Origin of the sequence: Bdellovibrio sp. HCB288 (assembly GCF_047305935.1) — a bacterium.
Lineage (GTDB): Bacteria > Bdellovibrionota > Bdellovibrionia > Bdellovibrionales > Bdellovibrionaceae > Bdellovibrio.
The window spans coordinates 1,442,167-1,465,655 of record NZ_CP178619.1 but is presented as its reverse complement, the minus strand read 5'-3'; the positions used below and the strand labels follow the sequence as shown (position 1 = coordinate 1,465,655).

At 46.2% G+C, this 23,489-nt stretch carries 25 protein-coding genes; 19 read left to right on the top strand and 6 right to left on the bottom strand.

Features of this window, described 5'->3' with window-relative positions; genetic code table 11:
* Positions 1-118: 118 nt before the first annotated feature.
* Positions 119-1,486, bottom strand: a complete 1,368-nt coding sequence (gene lysC, locus ACLVWR_RS07085) for a lysine-sensitive aspartokinase 3 (protein ID WP_413583134.1) — start codon at positions 1,484-1,486, stop codon at positions 119-121.
* An 83-nt stretch (positions 1,487-1,569) separates the two neighbouring features.
* Here lysC and ACLVWR_RS07080 point away from each other — a divergent pair, with 83 nt between their 5' ends.
* On the top strand, positions 1,570-2,070 hold the full coding sequence (locus ACLVWR_RS07080; RefSeq protein WP_413583133.1) for a hypothetical protein: 501 nt from the start codon (positions 1,570-1,572) through the stop codon (positions 2,068-2,070).
* Positions 2,071-2,073: 3 nt separating this feature from the next.
* Here ACLVWR_RS07080 and mltG read toward each other — a convergent pair whose 3' ends face one another.
* Genes mltG through ACLVWR_RS07055 form a run of 5 tightly spaced genes read right to left on the bottom strand, consistent with a single transcriptional unit; the run spans position 2,074 to position 8,414 of the window.
* On the bottom strand, positions 2,074-3,144 hold the full coding sequence (mltG, locus tag ACLVWR_RS07075; protein WP_413583132.1) for an endolytic transglycosylase MltG: 1,071 nt from the start codon (positions 3,142-3,144) through the stop codon (positions 2,074-2,076).
* The gene (locus ACLVWR_RS07070) at positions 3,144-4,661 is read right to left on the bottom strand and encodes a succinylglutamate-semialdehyde dehydrogenase (protein WP_413583131.1); all 1,518 of its coding nucleotides are present in this window, start codon (positions 4,659-4,661) and stop codon (positions 3,144-3,146) included. The genes mltG and ACLVWR_RS07070 overlap by 1 nt, the downstream gene beginning before the upstream one ends.
* 1 nt (position 4,662) lies before the next feature.
* A complete protein-coding gene (locus ACLVWR_RS07065; protein ID WP_413583130.1) occupies positions 4,663-5,694 on the bottom strand; it encodes an arginine N-succinyltransferase in 1,032 nt (343 codons plus the stop codon).
* Entirely contained in the window at positions 5,691-7,037 is a 1,347-nt protein-coding gene (locus ACLVWR_RS07060; protein WP_413583129.1) for a M20/M25/M40 family metallo-hydrolase, read from the bottom strand. The genes ACLVWR_RS07065 and ACLVWR_RS07060 overlap by 4 nt, the downstream gene beginning before the upstream one ends.
* Positions 7,038-8,414, bottom strand: a complete 1,377-nt coding sequence (locus ACLVWR_RS07055; RefSeq protein WP_413583128.1) for an aminotransferase class III-fold pyridoxal phosphate-dependent enzyme — start codon at positions 8,412-8,414, stop codon at positions 7,038-7,040. It lies immediately after the preceding gene.
* A gap of 111 nt (positions 8,415-8,525) precedes the next feature.
* Between ACLVWR_RS07055 and ACLVWR_RS07050 the strand changes: the two genes are divergently transcribed.
* The 18 genes from ACLVWR_RS07050 to ACLVWR_RS06965 all read left to right on the top strand — a co-directional run bounded on the left by ACLVWR_RS07050 (position 8,526) and on the right by ACLVWR_RS06965 (position 23,362).
* Positions 8,526-9,305 carry a tetratricopeptide repeat protein gene (locus ACLVWR_RS07050; protein WP_413583127.1) on the top strand — a complete coding sequence of 260 codons (780 nt, stop codon included), beginning with the start codon at positions 8,526-8,528 and terminating at the stop codon, positions 9,303-9,305.
* 118 nt (positions 9,306-9,423) lie between these two features.
* The gene (locus tag ACLVWR_RS07045; RefSeq protein WP_413583126.1) at positions 9,424-10,113 is read left to right on the top strand and encodes an outer membrane protein assembly factor BamD; all 690 of its coding nucleotides are present in this window, start codon (positions 9,424-9,426) and stop codon (positions 10,111-10,113) included.
* Positions 10,110-10,835, top strand: a complete 726-nt coding sequence (locus ACLVWR_RS07040) for a tetratricopeptide repeat protein (protein WP_340598301.1) — start codon at positions 10,110-10,112, stop codon at positions 10,833-10,835. The genes ACLVWR_RS07045 and ACLVWR_RS07040 overlap by 4 nt, the downstream gene beginning before the upstream one ends.
* 14 nt (positions 10,836-10,849) lie before the next feature.
* Positions 10,850-11,368, top strand: a complete 519-nt coding sequence (gene hpt / locus ACLVWR_RS07035; protein ID WP_340598300.1) for a hypoxanthine phosphoribosyltransferase — start codon at positions 10,850-10,852, stop codon at positions 11,366-11,368.
* Positions 11,369-11,588: 220 nt separating this feature from the next.
* Complete coding sequence (locus ACLVWR_RS07030) at positions 11,589-13,067, top strand: methyl-accepting chemotaxis protein (protein ID WP_413583125.1); 1,479 nt, start codon at positions 11,589-11,591, stop codon at positions 13,065-13,067.
* 15 nt (positions 13,068-13,082) lie between these two features.
* Positions 13,083-13,391, top strand: a complete 309-nt coding sequence (locus ACLVWR_RS07025; RefSeq protein WP_340598298.1) for a hypothetical protein — start codon at positions 13,083-13,085, stop codon at positions 13,389-13,391.
* A 143-nt stretch (positions 13,392-13,534) separates the two neighbouring features.
* Positions 13,535-13,723: a Flp1 family type IVb pilin gene (locus tag ACLVWR_RS07020; protein WP_340598297.1), complete on the top strand. Its 189-nt coding sequence runs from the start codon at positions 13,535-13,537 to the stop codon at positions 13,721-13,723.
* A 26-nt stretch (positions 13,724-13,749) separates the two neighbouring features.
* Complete coding sequence (locus ACLVWR_RS07015; protein ID WP_340598296.1) at positions 13,750-13,938, top strand: hypothetical protein; 189 nt, start codon at positions 13,750-13,752, stop codon at positions 13,936-13,938.
* Positions 13,935-14,192, top strand: a complete 258-nt coding sequence (locus ACLVWR_RS07010) for a hypothetical protein (RefSeq protein ID WP_413583124.1) — start codon at positions 13,935-13,937, stop codon at positions 14,190-14,192. The genes ACLVWR_RS07015 and ACLVWR_RS07010 overlap by 4 nt, the downstream gene beginning before the upstream one ends.
* 12 nt (positions 14,193-14,204) lie before the next feature.
* The gene (locus ACLVWR_RS07005; protein ID WP_413583123.1) at positions 14,205-14,846 is read left to right on the top strand and encodes a hypothetical protein; all 642 of its coding nucleotides are present in this window, start codon (positions 14,205-14,207) and stop codon (positions 14,844-14,846) included.
* Positions 14,840-15,346 (top strand): hypothetical protein, encoded by a 507-nt coding sequence (locus ACLVWR_RS07000; protein WP_413583122.1) that lies wholly within the window; start codon positions 14,840-14,842, stop codon positions 15,344-15,346. The genes ACLVWR_RS07005 and ACLVWR_RS07000 overlap by 7 nt, the downstream gene beginning before the upstream one ends.
* 8 nt (positions 15,347-15,354) lie before the next feature.
* The gene (gene cpaB / locus ACLVWR_RS06995) at positions 15,355-16,272 is read left to right on the top strand and encodes a Flp pilus assembly protein CpaB (RefSeq protein WP_340598292.1); all 918 of its coding nucleotides are present in this window, start codon (positions 15,355-15,357) and stop codon (positions 16,270-16,272) included.
* 49 nt (positions 16,273-16,321) lie between these two features.
* A complete protein-coding gene (locus ACLVWR_RS06990) occupies positions 16,322-17,845 on the top strand; it encodes a BON domain-containing protein (protein ID WP_340598291.1) in 1,524 nt (507 codons plus the stop codon).
* A 53-nt stretch (positions 17,846-17,898) separates the two neighbouring features.
* Positions 17,899-20,121 carry an ATPase, T2SS/T4P/T4SS family gene (locus tag ACLVWR_RS06985; protein WP_413583121.1) on the top strand — a complete coding sequence of 741 codons (2,223 nt, stop codon included), beginning with the start codon at positions 17,899-17,901 and terminating at the stop codon, positions 20,119-20,121.
* Between the two features lie 2 nt (positions 20,122-20,123).
* A complete protein-coding gene (locus ACLVWR_RS06980) occupies positions 20,124-20,999 on the top strand; it encodes a type II secretion system F family protein (protein WP_340598289.1) in 876 nt (291 codons plus the stop codon).
* Between the two features lie 30 nt (positions 21,000-21,029).
* Entirely contained in the window at positions 21,030-22,682 is a 1,653-nt protein-coding gene (locus tag ACLVWR_RS06975) for a DUF6531 domain-containing protein (RefSeq protein ID WP_413583120.1), read from the top strand.
* 12 nt (positions 22,683-22,694) lie between these two features.
* Positions 22,695-22,985 carry a hypothetical protein gene (locus tag ACLVWR_RS06970; protein ID WP_413583119.1) on the top strand — a complete coding sequence of 97 codons (291 nt, stop codon included), beginning with the start codon at positions 22,695-22,697 and terminating at the stop codon, positions 22,983-22,985.
* Between the two features lie 194 nt (positions 22,986-23,179).
* Complete coding sequence (locus tag ACLVWR_RS06965) at positions 23,180-23,362, top strand: hypothetical protein (RefSeq protein ID WP_413583118.1); 183 nt, start codon at positions 23,180-23,182, stop codon at positions 23,360-23,362.
* Positions 23,363-23,489 lie beyond the last annotated feature (127 nt).

The window sequence follows — 23,489 nt, the reverse complement described above, 5'->3', positions numbered from 1 at the left end:
GTTTTTACATGTCAAACAGGTTGACTCTTTAGGTATCCATTTGTTTTGATTTAAATCATCAATTTCATGCACTTAGGCTATTAAATAGGCCTGCTTTGTTTACTATTTAAACGAGCAACTAGGTCATTTCCACGAACTTCTGATGAAGTTTTTGAATAGCCAGGGGACCATGCTCTTCATTCACCAGAAAGCAGAAGTTATGCTTACTTGCTCCCAGGCAAATCATGCGAACATTGATGTCAGCGATAGTTTCAAAAATTTCCTTACCCAAGCCCGATGTATGATTGATGTTATTTCCAATCAAAGAAACCAAAGACAGATTTTCTTCAACATGCACATCAGCGATCTCCGACAGATCGGCGATGAGCTTTTTGTTTAAAAGAGTTGAGTCATCAAGAGTCACACTGACAGAAATCTCTGAGGTGGTAATAGCATCGATACTGACTTTGTGATCGTTAAACACTTTGAAAATCTGAAACAGAAATCCATGAGCATGAAGCATTTCGGGAGTTGATAGAGTGACCAGCACCTGGTTCTTTCTGATCGCCATCGCACGGATCAGCGGATGCTGTTCGACTTCCTTGCGCACCCATGTCCCTTTTGCTTCAGCATCAAAGCTGGAACCGACAAAGACTGGAATGTTCTTGCGGATGGCTGGCAGCAAGGTCGCCGGATGCAAAACCTTTGCACCAAACGTCGCAAGCTCTGACGCCTCTTTAAATGAAATTTCTGAGATTGGCTTTGCTTGAGGACACAGGCGAGGATCGGTGGTTGCAATGCCGGCAACATCTGTCCAAATTTCCAGAATATCAGCAGTGATACCTTCAGCAAGAATAGCTGCTGAATAGTCTGAGCCCCCACGACCCAAGGTCGTTGTCATGCCCTCTTCTGTGCTTCCGATATAACCTTGAGTTACCACCACGGCATTCATGCTTCGCATATCCGGCAGATGGCGCTGACAGTGTTGGGCCACAATGGCAGTCAAAGGCTTGGCCTTACCAAAGGAGTCGTCGGTCTTTAAAACTTCGCGTGCATCCAAAAGCTTCGCTTTCTTTTGCGAACCTTTTTGCTTTAGCACGGTGGCCATCGCCTCTGTGAACAGAACGGAAGATGTTCTCTCCCCAAGACTCATCAACGCATCCATAGCTTTGGTGGAGCAATCACGCAACAGATGCACACCTTTTGCCAACGAATGCATTTCCTCGAAGAGCGCATCCAGCTTGTGATGGGAATCCATGCTGGAATTTAGTTCCGCCGCAATTTTACGATGACGATCCTGAATCTTGCGAATGATGGTCTCACATTCAGCCCAGGCTGATTTTTCAGCTTTTTGCCCCAGACTGATCAGATCGTTGGTGGTTCCTGAGGTCGCGGAAACCACAACCATGCTTGAATTTTGTCGAAAGGCGACCTCCGCACTGCGAAGCATGCACTGAGCATCCCCCATCGAGGTTCCGCCAAATTTGGATACGACAAGCTGGTTCATCAAAGCCTCCGCAGATAAGATTCTCAAGCATCTTAAGTCTTTTCTTGTTTTTACTTCAATGACTTTATGGCAAACTTTTTTTTATGACTTCCAAAACAGACTCTGCATTTTCGAAAAAAGAAATTCTTCTGATGATCGGCCTGGCCATCGTCGCCATGGTTGTAACCACAATTGCAGTCATTCCAAACCTGCGTAACTCTGTGAAGGAGCTTTTTTCCTCTGACAGTCGGACTGTTATTGCAAAAGTAACAGGGAACCTGACCCCACAAGGGCCGCAGATTACAGTTTTAAAAATTCACAGCAAGAATACTCTAGAGCTGGAAGTCTATAATCTTACCGGAGCCGACGGTTTGACTCTGATGGCGAAACTTCCCTTGGCAGAAAATCGCGACGGCTACTTCACTCTGAAGGGCAACTCAACAAATCTGGCTCTGACGGATGTGGATGGTGACGGGAGTCTGGAGATAGTGGCACCGACTTTTGATGATCAAATGGTGCCACGACTGAATATCTTTAAATTTAATTCTGCGACTCAGGGCTTTGACAAAGTCAGCTCACCCGAGGAAGAAGCTCCCACAAAATAGTTTCTATTTTGTGGGCTTTTTATTTAGATCTCTCCAAGAGCGTCCTTCGCGGGCCTTGGAATTCAACTGATAACGCTTAACTGCTGCCTGGTGACCTTTGTAATCCTCAGAGAAGACATGGGTCCCGTCATTTTGACTTACGAAAAACAGATAGTTACTGCGCTCTGGATTCATCGCTGCCAGCAAAGCTTCTTTACCTGGGTTTGCAATCGGCCCAGGAGGAAGACCCGAAATCACGTAGGTGTTATAACGAGTCGGCATCGTCAAATCCGCACGGGTGATATTGATCACGATTTTACCCAGTGTTTCCGCCTTGCCGTAAATGATCGTCGGATCTGTCTGTAGCTTCATTCCCTTTTGCAGACGATTATGAAAGACCGAGGAGATCAATGGTCGTTCTTCAGGTGCACCGGTTTCTTTTTCCACGATACTTGCCAGAGTCACGATCTGATGACGAGTCCAGCCTTTTAACTGAGATTGTGGCTGGATTTCGTTATAGACATACATGAATCTTTTAACCATCGCGCCCAAAAGCCCTTTGGTGTCTGTGAATTTTGTCAGCATGTATGTTTCAGGAAACAAATAACCCTCAAGGCTTTCCTGCTTCTCACCAAGCAAGGCCTGGATCAACTGAGGATCGCGCACCAGGCGCATAAACTCGGCAGCCGTTCCAAACCCCTCTTTTTCATACAGCTCAGAAATTTCATAAATACTAAGACCCTCGCTGATCGTAAATGCGCGGGCGATACTTTTACCGGAAGTAATAACGTCCAATACTTCACTTGGTGTCATGTTCGTTCGCAGCAGATACTCCCCAACTTTAACTTTGGAGCGCTCGTTTTTGAAACGAGCGTACATGGAAAAGAAGAAAGCATTACGGACCAGGCCCTTTGCCTCCAGATCCCGGGCGATCGTATTAAACGCACGCCCCGGCACTACTTCGTAAACCACGTCCTGAGCAATACTGCTTGGTGCGGTGGTCGAATACTGATAACCCAGAAATCCGACGCAAACGCCGATCGCAACCAACAAAGCCATCATCGCACTGACAAGAACGACAACCGTCTTTTTCATTATTTCATATCCAAATTCATGCCTGGCAGAATTTTAGTCGGATCAAACGGAGTTGGATCCTCAAGACTTGCCACGGGCACTGTGCAATATTGAATCGCAAAGTGTGCAGAGGCTCTGTCATTTCCAGATTTACCCATGCCACCAAATGGCAGACGTGAGCTTGCTCCGTTAGTTGTGCGATTCCAGTTCAAAAGACCCACGCGAGCTTTGAACAAAGCATCCTCGTAAAGCTCCTTGTTCTTGGAGAACAAAGCCATTACCAGGCCATAACCCGTGGAATTCACGATTTCCATCGCGTGATTCCAGTCTCCAGTTGTGTAGATCGCAACGTTCGGCCCGAAGATCTCAGATTTTTGATACACGGAATTCGGGTCAAACTTTTTAACCAGATGAATACTTGGAGTTACATAGTAACCTTTGTTCTTCAGATCCAAAGATTTACCACGCATCAAACTTTCACAGTTTTCGCGATTGGCGATTTCCTGGAAGCGGATGTATTTTTCAACTGACGCTGAAGTGATCAATGGACCCATGAAAGTGTTCTCTGTCCAGTGACCGATCGAAAGCTTCTTGGCTGCTTGATAGAACTTTTCAGTAAACTCATCAGCAATTTTTGGATGAACAATGATTCGGCTGGTGCAAGAGCAGCGTTGTCCCGCCGTCATATAAGCACCAACAAGGCTTTCATATACAGCCTTATCCATATCCGCGTCTTCCCAAACCACAGTGGCATTCTTACCGCCCATTTCCAGAGCCAGAATCTTCCAATAGTGATTCAAAGTTTCCTGTTTGATTTTCAAACCGACTTCATAGGATCCCGTGAACAAGACTCCATCAACGTGTTCGTTTGCAACCAAACGACCACCGCCAGCACCATCGCCTTGGACCATATTAAATACGCCCTCAGGGAACTGCGCTTTTTCAAACATTTCTGCCATGTATTGACCTACGGCAGGAGTTTGCTCCGAAGGTTTGAACACTACTGTATTCCCCGCGATCAATGCCGGGATAATGTGTCCATTTGGCAAATGCGCCGGGAAATTGAAAGGACCCACCACCGCCATCACGCCACGCGATCTGTGACGGATAACCCCATCAACCTGTGGAAGTGCATTGGTAATACGCTCATCAGCGATAAGCTTCACTGATTGATTCAAAGTAATATCAATCTTCGCACCCAAAGCTTTGGCTTCTGTCATCGCTTCCCACGCAGGCTTACCTGTGTCGCGCGAAATGATCTGAGCAAATTGTTCAGCATGAGTGTCGAACATTTCTTTTAAACGCATCAAATAAGAACGTCTTTCGTCCATGGAAAGCGTCGCCCATTTTGGATATGCTTTTTTTGCAGCCACACACGCTTCATCCATGTGGTCATGTTTAAATGGCACCGTCATGATCAAATCATTCAGATCAGCAGGGCTGAGGTTCTTTACTTCGCCATCGCCCTTACTTACTGGAACGAAGCGTCCGTTAATAAAATCACCTTTGTAGTTGATTGGAAAAATAGTGGTGCTCATCTTATTGTCTTCCTCTGTTGTAGTGGAATGGGGCCGCAAAAACTTGCTCCCCAATTTCAACACCTAAAATCTGTCGTGCCTTAGCAGGCAAAATAACTTCACCGTCACGAATGTCCACGGCACACATAGTGGCCCTGAATTCTTCACCCATGGTGGCGATTAAATACTGTTCTTTAAAAGTGGAATCCTTGCCATCGGCGACCATCAAATGACGACCCATCTTGATTGGCAGGATATCTGCCGTCTGCGCACCGTAATGAGGCCCGCCATCAAACGGGTCTACTTCATCAAGGTAGTTAAATCCGATGCTTTCCAAAAGATGTTGCGCGGGCTTGGTTGCCTCGCCCACACGACCTAACACCAAGCGTGCTTTGGAATCCAAAAGCGCCAGATAGATGTCTTCTTGCGGAAACAGGCTTTCAATAAATTCTTTGTGCGACTGACTTAAAGCATCCGCTTCCTGATATGGCAGGCCTGTGAATCTGCGACCCAGTGCCTCCCAAAATTCAGAACGCCCTTCATCAGTCAACGGCGGTGTCAGTTCACAAAGAACTCTTTCCTCGAACTTCTCAGGGTAAATCGCCATGTACAAGAAACGGGTTAAGCTAATTTGCTTACCCAGCTTTTCAGGACGACGGCGGTAGGCGCGATCGACAAGAAGTCCTCCGATTTCAGTTGGACCATCAAAATCCAGCTGGAAGCGCAACACTTGATGAATGAATCCAATTCCCAAATCCTGGGAAAAATGATCGCGTTTGATAATTTTGAAATAACTATGGGGAACTTCGTCGTTACCATGTTTGGCAAGGATCAAAGAGCTGCCCACGATCTGTTTTTCTTCCAGATCTTCAACTACAAAAAGATATTCGGCTTTGGTTTTCTCCAGTTTATCGGCGAAAGACTGTTCACTGCGATCAATCTTTTCACTTAGAACTTTCTTATCTCCTGGCAAATTTAACAGATTGAACTGCTTTGCCAAATCAACCAACTGGTTTAAATCGTCGTGCCGAACAGGTCTTATCAGAAAACTCATAAGCAAAACCTTTCGATGACTTTCTTATAAAATTCAATGGCCTTATGTAAATCCTCAATGGCCACATGTTCTTGAGGTGTGTGCACATTGCCTTCGCGTTTTCCCGGGCCAAAACATGCACACTCAATTCCAATTCTGGAAAATATACTGGCTTCGTTCGTCGAAGGCTGAGTCGCCGGCTCTGCTTTTAAGCCCAAGCCACGCAATTCATCCAGACATCCCTTCACCAAAATGGAGTTCACTTCCGTGCGGAATGGTTTTTTATAATCATTCACACTGAAAACGGCGCCATTCTTTTCACACAGATTACGAATCTGCTCCATCCAACGTTCATAGATTTCCTGAGTGATAATTGGTGGCAAGCGACAGCTGCCGGACAATTGCACGTCATTTTCGTTGGTCCGAACCAGTCCAATATTCAATGTCGGAGTGCTTGGGTAAAAATCCTCATCGCGATGCTTTAGGAAGTCACTCTCGACCTCTTTCAGTCCGCGATAGATATTTGCAAGCTTGGCGGCAATCGGATTTTTAACAGTTGAAAGCATGTCGATCTCCAGGAACGCATGACTTGGAACCGTGTTAAAGTTAATACCGCCGTCGATCTCCATAATGTTAACCGTATCTGGAAGCATCGTTAAATACTCCAGCATCTTCGTGATAGCGCTTTCACCCAAATGAGGCATCGAAGAGTGAGCCGCTTTGCCACGAAACAACTTGGATTGCGTGGATGTACTCTCCCGCAGATTGTGTTCATCCCGGTAACGAATCTCTTCTTCTGAAAACGGCACGCGGATCTCGACAGTGGCAAAACCTTTTGCGGCGTTTACCAGGCGCAGATCACTCGGTTCACCAATCAAGGCCATCTTCGCAGAAATTTTATTCTTACGAATAAGCTTTAGCGCCCCTTGCATTCCGGTTTCTTCACCAAATGTTCCAACCAATACCGGCGGCAGACGCCATGCTCGATTCTTGCCAAACGAAGCAATCGCCTCAAGCTTACACAAAAAATCCAGTTTCACGTCGGCTGCACCCAAGCCAAAAATATTTCCATCGATGATGTGGGCATCATAGGGATTGCTCCCCGTCTCCGTCCAAAGTGCAAAAGGCCCCGGGTCTGCAGTATCCAGATGAGTTTGAAATAAAAACTCTGAACCCGGTCGCTCATCAACCGGACGAGCGATAATATTCACCTGCTCAAGGTCACCCACGACCTCAATCTGCTCCTCAACCACAAGACCTTTTTGACGGCAAAATGCCGCCGCCCACCGTGCAAGCTCTTTATTGCCATGCGCCGGTGTACTGTCGATTGCGATTAACTGACGGCAAGACTCGATGAAATCCAACTACACTCCTTCAAGAAGTGTTTTTTCAATTACATTCAAAGCGATATCGATGTCCTGATCCTGGATGATTGCCGGGATCAAGAAGCGCGCGCGCACTGGATCCTTACCGCACGGGAATGCAATAACACCGTTCGCATAAAGTTTGTTCAGGAACGAGTTCACGCTTTCTTTTTTACCATCATGCGGAGTGAATGCCACCATCAGACCCATACCACCTGCATCGGTCGCAATGCCTTTGCAAGTTGTATCATTCATCTTGTTGATGCCATCGATGAAGCGTTTATGAATCTGTTGAATACGACCTTGAGGTCCAAGGAATCCTTCAGAAAGCATATTCAGCATTTCCACACCAGCCGCCAAACAAGGTGATGCGCCAGAGAATGTTCCTGCGATCAAACCTGGTTTTGGATTATATTCTTCTGTGTAAAGAGTCGCACCGATTTGCGCAGTCTTGGCAATTGTGCAGATATCGATGTATTGACCCAAGCCCAATGTTTCAAATGCAAAGTACTCACCCGTACGAGTGAACGTTTGAACTTCGTCAGCCCACACTGCGATGTTTTTGGATTTACAGAAATCCAAAAGCGGCACAAAGAAATCACGAGGAGCCGCTTGATAACCGCCCTCACCCAACATCGGCTCAAAACCAAATGCAGAGATGTTGCCTTCGTGTTTAGCTACGTGCTCTTTAATTGCTGCCAATGCTTTTTCGCCGGATTTTGGATCACGCTTGTCATAGAACGGCACGCGCAATACTTCGTGATACTCTGGCAAACCTTGTTTGTAAGCCGTGTTGTCAGTGACTTCCGCCATCATCGTGGAACGACCGGCGAAAGCATCTTTGAATGACATCACGAAACGTGCCGGGGAATTTTTTTGACGGGAAAGCTTCAACGCATTTTCATTCGCCATAGTTCCGCAAGTGGCAATCCACGCGTATTTCAAGCGTGAATTTTTGGAAGCGATTTGCACAAGTTTTTCAGAGAACAGGCGATATTCGTTGTTCGGTTGCAAGTTGCCTTGATTGATAATGTCCGACAAAGAACCGCGAACAGCCGCAGCCATCACGCGTGGGTTGGCATGACCCATCAAATGAATACCGATACCGTTGATCAAATCCAATTTGATACTGCCGTCTTCAAGTTCAACGTAAGGACCACGTCCCGCACCGGAACCCATGTACTGATAGTGCAAAGGACGACCACGCAACAAACCAGTTTGTTCGATTTTTTGTTTTCCTGAATCTTTGAATGCATCTTGAGGAGCGCGAATGCCTTCAAGGGAAGAATTTAGTTTAGTGACTTCACCGACAAGATCCTTGATCAAAGAATTCACTTTATCGGATTGTTGAATCTGATGGCCTACAAGAGAGCTCATAATACCTTTCGCGGAGATATAAAATCCTTCATCTCCATGTTATTTGAAATGCCCGTCCAGTTTACTCTTCGCTCTGGACTAAGACAAGACACCCGGCTAAACTTCGAGACTATGACAACGCGATTCATTGTGTTCTTTTTTACTCTTGTTTTGCCCATCATTGCTTGGACTCAAAGCGCCGATTTCACCACTTTATTCAACCAAGGCACTCAGCATTACACGGCTAAAGAATACGAAAAATCACGTGACGCATTCGCCAAAGCGCTTGAGTTGGATCCCCATAACGCAACAACACTCACAAACTTGGCTTTAGCCCAGTTTCAACTAGGCAATAGACCGCTTGCAGTGGGTCTATTTCGCAAAGCACTCACAAATGACCCCGAACTGACGCAGGCTCGCACTGGACTAAAGTTTGCCTTAACACAAATGGACGTCAGGGAAATTCCACATCAAATCGAAACCTACGAAACCGTTCGCAAAAAGTTACTGGCCCCGGTTCCAACAACGGCCTACTTAATTACAACAGCCCTCTTCATGTTTGCGGCCGGCTGGATTCTAGTTGGATTCTTTGGACAACGTCGCCGCGCCATTGCCGAAGAAAAATCACTTCCAGGCTTTCCGGTCATCGGCAGCATTCTAAGCTTGGGATTTCTGATTTCTCTGACGCTTTTAAGTCTTAAAATCTACGACCAAACTATACTTCGTGCGACGATCATCAGCGAGAAAGTATCGCTTCAAGCAGCCCCTGGTGAAAACCAAGCGGCCTTGTTGGATTTGTATGGTGGCATGGAAGTTATCGTCCAAAACGAGAACGCGGAGTGGTCGCAAGTCACTTTTCCGGGATCGATTACCGGTTGGGTGAAAAAATCTGCCATTCTTCAGACCAATTGACTCTGATAGCGGTGCGCCATGAGCCCCTTCATTGACAGTGGGTTCTGGACCAAAATATGATATCCGCATGCTAAAAACGCTCCGAGTCATGACACTTATTTGCGCAACAGGACTGCTAATGTCCGGTTGCTCCTCAATGGAACGAAACTCTGACACTCCAGAGGGTGCATTCGCAATTGCTGAAGAGTTCGATAAAAGCGAACGCTATGAAGAAGCAATTCGTCGTTACACTGAAGTGAAGAATAAATTCCCGTACAGCAACTACGCCACAAAGGCTGAACTTGCTGTCGCTGATGTTTACTACAAACAAGAGTCTTACGCTGAAGCACAGGTTGCATATCAGATGTTCAAGGAACTTCATCCTACAGTTCCAAACTCTGATTATGTTCAGTACCGCCTGGGTATGAGCTACTTCAATCAGTTGCCGTCGACGATTGATCGCGATTTATCTTTGGCTAACGATACCATCCTCAATCTTAGTGATTTGATTAGGAAATATCCGAACTCGGAGTACGTAAAAGAGGCCTCCGAGAAGCGCTCTGCAACGATCAAAATGCTTGCGGAAAAAGAAGACTACATCGGGAATTTTTATTTTATCCGCGAAATCTATGGCAGCGCCTTGAAACGCTATGAGGGTTTGTATGCAAACTACAAAAACCTTGGCTTGGATGCGCGTGCACTTTCCCGCATTGTTATTTCCGCTAAAAAGATTGGCGACGAACCGAAAGCCAAAAAGTACATGGCAATTCTTTCCAGCGACTTCCCTGGCAGCAGCGAGTTGAAGCAGGCTGAAAAGGAGATGAAGTGATTCACTCTCTTCAAGACGACATGATTTCTGAAGCCCGTGGATATTTCATCAACGGGAACTACAAAATGGCCGAGCCTATTTTGAATCAAATGCTTCTGCAAAACACTCGTAATCCCGAGGTTTATCAGATGCTTGCGACAATTGCTTACGACAAGGGTCAGTTCAGCAAAGCAATTAAAACCTTCAAACGTGCGTTGGAAATTGATCCAACTTACACGGATGCGAGTGTTGGATTGTCCATTATCCTGAATGACCTGGGAAAATACGATGAAGGCAAACAGGTCTTCCTGGATGCCCAATCGCAATTAGACAAGAAATCCGGCAAACAAGATCCATTTGTTGATGAAAAACTGGCTTCCAAGCACGAAGAACTGGCGGATTTGTATTATCAATACAAGCGCTACAACGAGGCTTTGGAGCAACTTCTGAAAGCTCAAAAGCTTTCCAGCCGTAAAGCTGAAATCACTTTGCGTGTTGCCGAAGTAAACGTGCAACTAAATCAAACAGAACGCGCCATCAAGGATTTGAAATCCCTGATCCGCGAATACCCACACCTTATTCCAGCTCGCCTAAAGCTTGGGGCGATCTACTACAACTCAAACAATATTGCTGAAGCCACGGAACAGTGGGAGAATATCCTCATTCGGGATCCACAACATCCTGAAGCTCTTCGTTATCTGAAGATGGCGCAAGCAGCAGGCATTACATCAATTGATTTGTAGAATCAGAGGCGCAAATGGCACTACTTAAAGAACAAATGGTTCCTTTCCTTACTCAAGACGAAATCGCAGAATTGATTTCTGATCTGGCAAAACAGATTGAAAGCGATTACGAAGGGAAAGAAGTCATTTTCATCTGCCCTTTGCGCGGATCCATGCACTTCACTGCAGACTTGATGAGAAAAGTGGACCTTACTCAGCAGGTTGATTTCGTATACGTACAAGCGGTTGAGCGCGGTGGCGCAATTAAAATTGTTAAAGACATTTCAGTTAATATCGCTGGCAAACACGTTTTGATCGTTGAAGAAATCATCGATACGGGCCGCACATTGAGCTTCCTAAGAAGCCGTCTATTTGCATCCGCTCCGGCGTCATTGAAGATCGTGACGTTGTTGGATAAACCAGCCCGCCGTGAACTGCCAATCAGAGCAGACTACATCGGTAAAACTATTGATGATCGTTATGTGGTTGGATACGGAATGGATTCAGAGGAAGTTGGAAGAAACTATCCTGATATCTATACGATGAAAAACTAGTCAGTATTAAATTACGATACGACGACGTTAACGACGAAAAAGATAACGACACAAAATACGTACAAAATGACCATTTGTTTTTGCATGACTGACCTCTGAAGTTGAATTTAGGGGTCTTTAGGACCTTGGTCAACATCTCCCCAATTAAAATTTAAGTGCTTATGAGAACTGGACCTAAGTTCCGATGTTAAAGTTCCGACAAATTGGTTCGGAGGACATAATGTCTAAGGTCTCATTAAAAAGCCGCTTTCTGTTTATCACGGGGCTGCTTACTCTAATTTGCTTACTGACCAATGCGTTTTCACTCTATGAATTGAAAACACAAAACACTGTCACATCCGAAGTTGCAGAAACCTGGCTGCCGATTGTCGGTAAAACCGCCGACATCAACATCAACGTGGTTAACTATCGCAAGCTCGAGTTCAATCTTCTGGCCACGCAAAGCACAGATGAACGCAAAGTCATCATCGATGAGATGGATTCCCTTATGGGCAATATCATCATTTATTCAAAAGTTCTTGATCCTCTTCTGACCTCGGAAGACTTAAGAAAATCCTATGATTCATTTTTGCAAAACTGGGATGGCTACCAAGCCGAAAGCGACAAGTTCAAAGCGGCTCTAGATAAGGAAGACACCGCATTGGCAGAAAAGATACTTCAGGACAGTTCTGCAAAATTTTACGATGCTTCCTATCAGTCTTTGAAATCTCTGACTGATGCGAGCTACCTGGTGGGTGTTGAAAAATCGGAAAATGCGGCCAAGCTTTTCAAAATCACCTTCTTTTCCATTCTGGGAGTAACCTTATTCTTTGTCATTGTTGGTTTAATAACCAGTATTCTGAATATCCGCTCAGTACAGAAATCCCTAAAGACCGTTGCAGAAGGTCTGGATTCAAGCGCCCACGTTGTTGGCTCAAGAACCGAAGGCCTGGCTAAATCAAGTGAATCGATTTCCAGCAATACGACAAGTACCGCAGCCTCTCTTGAGGAGATCGTCGCCACGATGGAGGATCTAAGTCAGACCGTGCGAAAGAACTCCAATAGTTCCACCGAAGCCGCCCAGATTTCCAAAGAAGGGCAGTCTGCCGTAACACATGGCCAGACGAAAATTCAGTCATTGATTACCGTCATGGCTGAAATCTCGACAAACACCAAAAAGATCACTGAGATCCTTGATATGATTGATGACATTGCCTTTCAAACAAATCTGCTGGCACTGAACGCAGCGGTTGAAGCAGCTCGCGCCGGCGAGCAAGGCAAAGGATTTGCGGTGGTTGCTGATGCAGTTCGCGCCTTGGCTCAAAAAAGTTCAGAAGCAGCCAAGGATATTTCAACCTTGATCAACGAGGCAAATGCCAAAAGTCAAACTGGTGTTTCGCTGGCTGCTGACAGTGAAAAATCCCTGAAAGCCATTGTTGATAATACGAACCACGTGTTTCAATTAATTCAGGAAGTTGCACAGGGATCACAAGAGCAGTCCCACAGCATTGATCAGGTCAAGCAAGCTTTGACTTCGATTGATGAAAGCCTTCAGGGTGTGGCTTCCTCAATGGGCAATGTAACAAGTGCCTCCGAGGAAATGCAGTCACAAGCGGGTGAGCTGAGCTCAATGATGGTTCAATTGCATGCCCTGGTTGGCGGAAAAATTAAAATTGAAAGTTCAAACTCCACAGACGATACAGAGTCGTCTGCGGCATAACAGGAGACCACGAGAATGAAGACAGCATTGATGATGACCGTTGTGACTTTAATGATGGCTCAATCCGCATTCGCAGGTGAGTGCGCAATTACGGTGGACCGTACGCCATGTCCAGGCAAAGAGGTCGAGGCTAGAAAACCTTATAACGGAAAAAATCCGACCGAAGAGTCTAAAAAACTGGACTCCGCTGAGCTTTGCGAAAAATGGGCAGAGAAGAGCTCAAAAATCGTTCGCAAAGGCACTTTGGCTGAAAAGAAAGTTACTTTGAAGTTCGATGGCAAAGATTTAGGCAAGACTTTCTCAGATAAGGCCGAGTGTAAATAAATTATACGACAGAATTCAATTAAACGAGGGGTCCACGCCCCTCGTTTTCCCGTTTTGAGACACTACTAAATCCACAATCTGTAGTGAATTTCCTTAAGACAATCCCCAAATGAGCCGATATGGAACCATAAGGGGGAACATCAATGCAAAAGTTTAAGAACTTTTCCAAGAATCTTTTAAAGAACAAACAAGGTCAGGGTGCTACAGAGTACATCCTCTTGCTGGTTGTTGTTGTAGGTTTGGTCATGATCTTCAAGAAAGACATCCAATCCACAGTGACTGACAAAATTTCAGAACTACGCGGATCTATTGGCGGAATCACTTCCGAATAATAGCGTTTAGCTAGTACGGAGATCGCATGACGATTGAGTATGTCCTGCTGATGATTGCAATTCTGGGTATCGGGCTGAAAGCATTTATTTCAGCTCCATCCGAGGCGTTTCGTGGATCAGGTCCACGATTGGCTGCTCGCGTGGAAAAGCAATTGGACACAGGACAAGGCTTCAAGCCGAAAGGCGCCCGTAATGAGTGGAGTGCAATGCAATGAAACGCTCATTGGTTGCGAATAACAAAGGACAGCTGGTCATCGAAGCCGTTTTGCTAATGGTGGTGATGGTTGGAATTTTTGTCGCAAGCATGAACGCACTTCGCGGTTCGAATTTTTTGGCGAATATGATTTCCGGTCCATGGGACAGAGTCGCTGGCATGATGGAAAGTGGTGTGTGGAAGCCTGCAAAGGACGCCCGTCAAATGCACCCTAACCAAAGAAGCCGTGGCATTTCCGTTGACCCGAACAAGTAGATTGAGGAGACCATGAGAACATTCTCGAGTCCTCACATGATTATTAATAATTCACAGGGCATGATCTCTGTGGATTTTATATTTTCATTGATCCTGTGCGCAGGTCTTTGCATGGTCATGTTCGCTTTGACGTTTACACTTTCCATGGCTGAAATCGCCCAATACATCACCTTCTCGACTTCACGCGCTTACGTCGCAGGTCACATTGACCCGGACAAGCAAAATGAAATGGGTCAGAACAAATTCAAAAGCCTGACAAGCAATGGCACTTTGGCTCCATTGTTTACAACGACTGATGCAGGCTGGTTTAAGCTTTCAAATCTTGAATTGCGTGGCGGCGGTGCCAGCGGTCAGGACTTTTCCAAAGACTATCCGTACGATGATGATCGTATTCCACTAACTGGAGCTCGCCTGACTTTCAGTGCCCGAGTTCTTGCTCTTAGAATTGCATTCCTGGGTCGCACCACATCAGATGGCGAGGCTCCGAAAGCAAATCTGACAGCCTTCTTAATACGCGAACCCACCCAGCAGGAATGCTGGGATCTGCAAATCAAAAAACGCTACGAAGCCATCGTGGACCTGGATTCCCGGTATGGTGTTCTGGCCGATCGATACCGGAACAAGTATGTTCCGATGGAGGATAACGGATGTTAAAGTCCAAAAAATCCTTCATTAGCAATGAAAAGGGCTCAGCGATGATCGAGGTAATCCCGGTCATCTTTGTCATTGTTACGTTCATCACTTTCTCGCTGGGATTCTTTGGCGCCATTCACTCTGGCATCCTGAATTCCATCGCGGCAAGAAACTACGCGTTTGAGACCTTCAGACATCGCTCAAACCTAAGTTACTTCCGTAACAACGGTGACGTGGATAATGCCCAGCTTAGCTATGACAAAATGTCCTTAAGACTGCACGGAATCAACTCAGAGGATGCTCCAAAAAATGGAACTCCAGAGTGGTTCGCATCAACCCGCCCGATCAACATCAATTTGTTGTCGAGCCAAAAAGAGGTTGAGATGTCAGGCACCAAGAATGAGCACAATCAACAGGTGCCCTTTATTAAAGAAGAAGAACGAAACGAAAAAGTCGGCGTGAACCCCATTTGGATTAAATCCCAATATGGAATTTGTCTGAATGCAGCTTGTGGAGCTTAGGAGAAGATATGGGATCAAACGAAACTAGAAATTTATGGCTTTCAATTGGAGCGGGAATCTTCGCCACCTTCCTGCTGTACAGCTATTCCCAGGAAAAGAAAGCTGAATACGACAAGCGTTTCGGTTCCACTAAGCGTGTCGTGGTGGCCAAAGAAGACATCGCGGAAATGCAGACTATCTATGACACCATGGTTGAAACGAAAGACATGCCGGCAGACTTTATTCAGCCGGATACAGTGACCGTGCCTGATGAAATCATCGGGAACGTGGCTGCGGTACCTATTCGTAAGGGCCAAATGGTTGTAAAAAACAATCTACTAACTCCGGGTCCGGATACAGGGATTGCATTGCAGGTCGCTCCAAGCAAGCGTGCCGTGGCACTTCCTGTTGATGAAATCCGTGGCGTGGCAAAACTGATCCGTCCTGGCGATCGCATTGATATCTACAGTGCCGTTGATTCAGGCAAAGGTGTGGCGCAACGTCGTGAAGTATTTCTGTTGATGAGTGATGTGCCAGTTCTGGCAACGGGTCTGAGTATTGTGAACAACATTCCGCGTATGTTTGAACTGGATTCATCCGGTAAGAATCTGAACCAGATCGCCCTAACGGGTGACACTAAGTATGCAACGATCACTGTTGAAGCCAGCCCTAAAGAGGCGCAGGACTTGTTCTATATCCTGTCCACGGCTCCAGGAAATTTGTTCTTTGCACTTAGAAATCCAAGCGACCGTACAATCCCTGTTCGCGCACCTAGCTCGACAGCGGATACGGTACTTGGGAAACCAGTGGTATCGCTGGATGCTCCGTCAATGCCGGCGCAGCCGATCGTGATGCCACCGCAACAAAGACCGATTATGCAACAACCAATGCAGCAACGAGCACCTCAACCGACGCAACAACGCAGGAACGGGTTTAAGACTTTGTAGTATTGTGACAGTTTTAGGTTCTAGGGGAATTGTAATTTAGGGGGAAACCATGAAACATATGCTGCTTACACTGGGGCTTACATTAAGTCTTTGTGGATTTGTCGCGCACGCAGAGGATGATCTTTCTGCGACGCCGTCAACATCCGGCGAAGACAGCAGTGGTGCGTTTCGTTCGCGCAAGTTCATCAATCTGACTTTGGGAATTGAGCAGGATGAAAAACTTCCGCCACTTCCGGATAATGTCGAGTTCAAAGGTGACTTCCGCCGTGTGGTGACAGCGAACTATTCCAAAGATCTTAACGTCATTCGCTTTGTGCCACGCACAGAGGGTTTTGCGACAATGACGATTCACGATAAACGCAACGGCAAAGTCGTCGCTGAATATCGTATTGACGTCAAGAAAAGCAAGCTCGACAAAATCGTGCGTGAGATGCGCTCCCTATTGGGCGACATCGAGGGCATTAATATTAAAATCGTCAACGACAGAGTCGTAGTCGACGGTCAAATCCTTCTCCCTAAGGATATGGCACGAATCTATAACGTGGTTTCCCAGTTCGGAAACCAGGCTTCTTCAATTGTGACTCTAAGCCCCTTGGCACAAAAGAAGATTGCTGAATTCATCGCACGCGATATCAACAATCCTGAGATCGAAGTCCGTGCAGTGAATGATAAAATCATTCTTCAGGGCTGGGCAAACAGTCAGGAAGAATCAGCTCGTGCAGAAATCATCGCAAAAACCTATCTTCCAGACCGCATTGTGGATGCCGCTGTGGAAAAAGGGGTTATCGTCAGCCGTAAACCGGCGAACGACGGCATCATCAACCTGATTCAAATCAAGGAGTCCGCTCCGAAGCCGCCTCCAAAAATGATTCAGCTTGTGGTTCACTACGTTGAGCTGCAAAAAGACTACTCCAAGAACTTCAAGTTCCAGTTCACTCCAGAGCTTGGTGATAACTCGCAGATGACTTTCCAAACTGGTGGATCAGCTGCCGGTGGCATCGTGAGCTCCATTACCGGTACCGTTTCAAACTTGTTGCCTAAACTAAACTGGGCAAAACAGCACGGTCAGGCCCGCGTACTTGAAAGTACCAGCTTGATCGTTGAGGACGGTAAAAAGGGTGAAATCAAGCAGATCACCAATCAACCGTACACAGTGCTTGGTCAAAACGGCACAACCGGGACAGCCTTTGCGGAAGTAGGTATCGTAACAACGATCACTCCGGTACTGATGGGTGAAAAATCCGGCAGTGTGCGCATGGATATGGCCTTTAAAGTATCGAGCATGATCGGCAGTACTCCTGCCGGTGCTCCAATCACAAGTGCCAATGAGATGACCAGCTCCGTGGTGGTTCGTGACCGTCAAAGTGCGGCTGTGGGTGGTTTGATCCGCAATTCCTCATCGACTGGTTACAATCGTCCAGCTGGGCAGAAGAATCCAATCATCAGCTTGTATGCATCCAAAGAATTCGCGAAACAACAAAGTCAGTTTGTGGTTTTCGTGACTCCGGTAATTAAGACCTCAGCAAGCGCTGGATCTGAACAAATTAAGAAAAAATTCCGTTTGCGCGACTAATGTCGCGTATACGGATTGATCATCTAGGCCGATAAGTTAAGCGGAGGTCCGCATTGGCTATCAATCCGAATTGTAATCTCATCGCTGTTGTTGGTGGTAAGGGAGGCGTAGGTAAAAGCGTCTTTGCTGCCAACTTTGCCTGTGCACTAATGACCGAGCTTCGTACTCAGGTTTTACTTGTCGACGCGGATTCAAAATCCGTCGGCGATCAAAACGTGATTATGGGTCTTAAACCTGTAAAAACTCTTAAAGAACTTTCCACTTTCCAAGGATCTTTGAACTCCCAACCGATGAATACATTGGTGACAATGCATGCATCTGGCTTGGGTTACGTAGGCGCCGTGCGTGGTCCCGAGGAATCTCTTAATATCTCCCCGGATATGCTGGGGAAACTTATGGAGTTTTTCTCCCGGGCATTTAAGTTTGTCGTGGTTGACGTGGGTAATGATCTGGGTCCCGCACAGATGGCGATTCTTCAGGAAGCTACAGCCATCATGATCGTGACCACACCAGAAGTTCTGGTTGTGACTCAAACTCAACGTCTGATCAATGAATTGCTTTCAGCAACATTCCCGAAAGATATGTTTCAATTGGTGGTGAACAAAGCTTCCCCAACTGGATTGTCGCCTCAGGCGATTTCCAATCAATTGCAATTGCCTTTCCTGGGAATTATTCCTCAGGACGATGCAACGACGATGATGTCTTTGCAAAAATACACACCATTCATTATCAGCTCTCCAAAATCACCACTGACGGCTTCGTACTTTGACTTGTCTCGCAAGCTGACCGGCGGTGTTTTACAAAGACTGAAAACACTGACTCGTCCAAAACCCGCTCCAGCAGCAACTGAAGGTTCAAATGCACCGGCAGTCTCTGGCGCAAATGGCATGGACCCGCGCACGATTTTGAAAATCCGTGTGCACAATGAGTTGATCCGTACCGTGGATCTTAAGAAACTTCTTACCGACACCAAACAGGACGAGAACAAAGAAAAAGAAGTTCGCGAAAAAACCAAGCGCGAAATCACAGTGATCGTCGACAAAGAGGCACCAGAACTGGTGCGCGAGGAAAGATCCAAGATCATCAAAGAGGTTTTGGAAGAAGCCCTGGGCCTGGGTCCCCTGGAAGATCTGCTTGCGGATCCTGCTGTGACCGAGATCATGGTAAATGGATTTAAAAGAATCTTCGTCGAAAGAAGCGGTAAAGTTTCTTTAAGTCCGGTGACTTTTACTTCGAACGATCACCTTCGTCGTATTATCGAGCGTATCGTGACACCACTGGGTCGTCAGATTAATGATTCCACACCATATGTGGATGCCCGTCTTAAAGATGGATCGCGTGTTAATGCCGTGATCGAACCTCTTTCGATCGACGGACCGGCTTTGACTATTCGTAAATTTAAAAAGGGCGGTATCACGCCTGAGAAGTATATTGAGTACGGAAGTATTACCAAGAACATGATCGACTTTCTGCGCCTGTGCGTGGAGAACGGTCTGAATGTGGTGATCTCTGGTGGTACGGGTTCTGGTAAAACATCATTACTTAATATGATGTCTTCCTTTATTCCATCCAATGAGCGTGTGATCACTGTCGAGGACGCGGCCGAGTTGCAATTGCAACAGGAGCACGTTGTCCGCCTTGAAACACGCCCTGCTTCCATGGAAGGTTCCAACGCCATTCATATTCGTGATCTTATCAAGAATGCCCTGCGTATGCGTCCTGATCGCATCATCGTCGGTGAGTGCCGCGACGGCGCCGCCTTGGATATGTTACAGGCCATGAATACAGGTCACGATGGCTCCATGACCACGACCCATGCCAACAGCCCCCGTGAGTGCGTCGCACGTTTGGAGACGCTGTGTATGATGTCTGGAATGGAACTTCCAATCCGCGCAATTCGTGAACAGATTGCAGGCGCCGTGAATTTGATTGTGCAGATTTCCCGTCAATCCGATGGTGGTCGTAGAATTCTTAGCATCACTGAGGTTGCAGGTATGCAGGGTGATGTTGTTACTTTGGCAGAAATCTTCCGCTTTAAAGAAACTGGTTACGATAAGAATCGTAAGATTGTCGGGACATTCCAAGCAACTGGTACTATCCCTAGCTTCATTCAAAAACTAAGCGATAAGGGAGTGGTTATTCCACGTGAGATCTTCAGTAACGAACCCGCAGCCACCAAGGCTCCGGCTGGCACGCCCGCAGGGGGAAGTGCTCCGGGGGCGGGGTTGATGCCTAAGATGCCGGGTGGGGTTGTGCCTCCTAAGAAGGTTGGATAACTATGAGTTTCTTGTTTAAGGAATGGATTATGATCCCTGTGTTTGGCATCTGTGTTTTCACAGTTGTCATCCTGTGGGCTGATAAAGCCATTGCCTGGCTTCACAAACGCAGCTTAGGCCAGCGTGAGGAAGTTGTTCGCATCATGCGCTTGATGGGCATGGATGCGGACGAAAAGAAAATCACTATTCTGATTTTATTAATGAGTTTTGGTATTGGTGCTTTGGTGTTCTTGTTATTCTGGCCAAGTGTTTTGGTTGGTGCATTCTTTGGCGCCTCTGTGACTGTGGCTGGCTGGCAGCTTCCACTTCTTATTGTTCGCATGCTTTATGAAAAACGTTGTTCAGCTTTTGTCGATCAAATGGTTGATGGTATCACGATCATGGCGAACGGTATTAAAGCTGGTTCCAATCCACAGGAATCCATGAAGCGTGTTGTAGAAATCATGGGAAATCCTATCAGTCAGGAGTTCTCTCAGGTTTTGTATCAAATGCAGGTTGGTGACAGCTTTGAAAGCGCCCTGAACGATCTTGGGAATCGCATTCCCCGTCCAGACGTCCAGATGTTTGTGACCTCCATCAATATTTTAAAGGAAACTGGTGGTAACCTGGCCGAAACATTCCAGACCATCGTACTGGTTATTCGCGAACGCCAGAAAGTAGAAAAGAAAATTCAAGCGATGACTGCACAAGGTCTCATGCAAGGGATCATCGTCACCCTGATTCCATTCTTTTTGATGGGCGTATTTTTAGTTATTGATCCGACATTCATCAAACCTATGTTTAATACCACCCTAGGTCTAGTGTTGCTCTTTGCCATGCTGGCCCTGCAAATTATCGGTGGTGTCATCATCAAAAAGCTTGTTACCATCAAAGTGTAGTCCGTCAGTTTCAGGGAAGAGGTAGAAATAATGAAGAAGGCACTTATTGCAGTGGCCGTTCTTTTCTCGGCTCAGGCGCATGCCCTTGTCGACATGAAGAATGCCAACTATTCCAATACGTGGATAGACATGGACGTACCAGGAACTGGTTACGATCTTAAAATTGTTAGAACCTATAACAGCCGCTCACTTTTCAACGGGATGTTTGGCTTCGGTTGGTGCTCGGATTTCGAAACCAGCATGGAAGTGAATGCTGAAGGCAATATCAAAGTAAAAGAGTGCGGTGGTGGTATGGAAATTACCTACTCACCTCGCGAAGTTTCACGTCAGGATGTTGAAAAAACAATCAGCCAGATCGTGACGAAGATGAAAGCGGAAAAGAAAGTCGGCGTGACTGACACTTATCTGAATTCCTTGAAGACCGATCTTTTGGAAGACGACAGTACTCGTACTGAGCTTGCAAGAAAATACGGCATTATCGTTCCTGTTAAGGAAGGTACGAAGTTTTTTGCAAACGGTCGCGAAGTGGAGAACTTCACGTTCAATAAAACTTTTTATACAAGAACTCTTCCAGACGGAACAGCTCAACGCTTCAGCCCTCAAGGCCTTCTGACTCATATCTATGACAAGAACGGTAATTTCCTGAAGTTCGATTACGATAAGACGCAAATCACCAAGATCGAGGACAATAACGGTCGTCGTCTGGCTTTCAAGTACTATCAAAACAAAAAGATTAAGTCCATCACAGGCCCTAACGGTCTGAATGTGGATTATAAGTTCGCAAATCTGGATGACTTGGCTTCGGTTAAGAATGCGTGGAATAAGACATATACTTACGAATATGACGACCTTCACAACTTAACCAAGGCGTCATGGCCGGATAAAACATCTATCGCGATCAAATATGACAAGAAGAATGACTGGGTCACTTCTTTCTCGAATCGCGATAAGTGTGTGGAGTCCTATAAGTACGAGTTCTCGCAAAACGATCCACAGAATCACTACTGGTCATCAGTTAAAAAAGTTTGCGGCAAAGAAGTTGTCGCAGATGACAAGTACGAGTTCTGGCACAGACAGCGCGCTGACGGTCAATATTACCTGCAACGTGTGATGACGACTATCAATGGCAATGTCACTGATATCAGCTATCACGAGCTATTCGGCAAGCCGACTGGTATCCGCAGAAACTCTGAGCGTATTTCCTACGAATACTACCCGGATGGGTTGGTTAAAGTAAAAGCGACACCTGCAACTCGTATGGCCTTCGAGTACGATTCAAAGATCAAAAAGGTGACTCAGGTATCCACGACTTTCTTCAACCAAAAAGGTCAGAAGGTCACAGCTAAAGCCACTCAGTTTAAATATGATGGCAAAGGCAATCTAAACTATGCGCAGAACTCTGATGGTCAGAAGATTGCAATGACCTATGATAATCGCGGTCGTATCGCAACGATCACCGATCAGGCTAAAAAAGTCGTTAAGATCGAGTATGAAGAGCGTTACGGAAAACCATCTATCGTGACCCGCCCAGGATTAGGAACTATTCAGGTTTCCTACAAACCTAATGGTGAGATCAACAAGGTGGATAGCAAAGAAGGTCCTTCAGTGGCAATGCAAGTGGCCAGTACATTTAATAACTTGCTCGACATTATCGCTCCTGCTACTGCAGAGCTATATCTCTAAGGAGAGCTCGGTATGAAGAAATTAATGTTTCTGATGGTTTTCGCTTTGATCAGTTTTATGATTTCCGCTACTTCGATCGTAGCTAATGCAGAGACTACGAATCCTGGCTCTGATCCTGCTGACGATATGGAAATCGGCAAGAATGTTAGTGCCGCGAATGTAAGCGCACCTGGTTGTACAAAATGCCAGATGTATCAAAGAAAACTTCGCTTGCTTGACAAAACTGCTGCACAGCCTCGCTCTGGATCTTCAGACTCCGGCAACAGCAGCGGTGGAGCTAAAGGCAACGACGGAGCTCAATAGTTTAAGTGTTAACTTCCTTTACAAAGGAAGCGCCTAAAAAGGCTCTCTGCAAAGGGAGCCTTTTTTATTTTAAAGACCCCTCCGTTAACCCCTTGAAAACACGTGATTTCTGGGGCCGGCTTCGATGCCAAAGCTGGCATATCCACTGCAATACTCCTGTTTGAAGTTATATTTCACTTCAAAGGAGAATACCTATGAAAGCTCTAAAACTAATGGTCGCATTCGCTATTGCTGCAACAGCATCTGTTTCATTTGCCTCTGCGTGCAACCAACAAGTAAGCGCTAAGATGTTTGATAAGACAGCTAAGCCATACGCTGCTGCTGCTCCTAAGGTTGTTCCGACGTCTCAATCGAAAGCAAACGGCGGCCGCGGCTAGATCCTTCCTTTATATACAACATATTCGTGAGTATCCTTCCCCCCGGGATGCTCACGAATATGCGTTTTCAAGATGATCAATCCATTGCCAGCAGTGCGCGCAAAAAGGCGCGGCTTGGCACTACCGT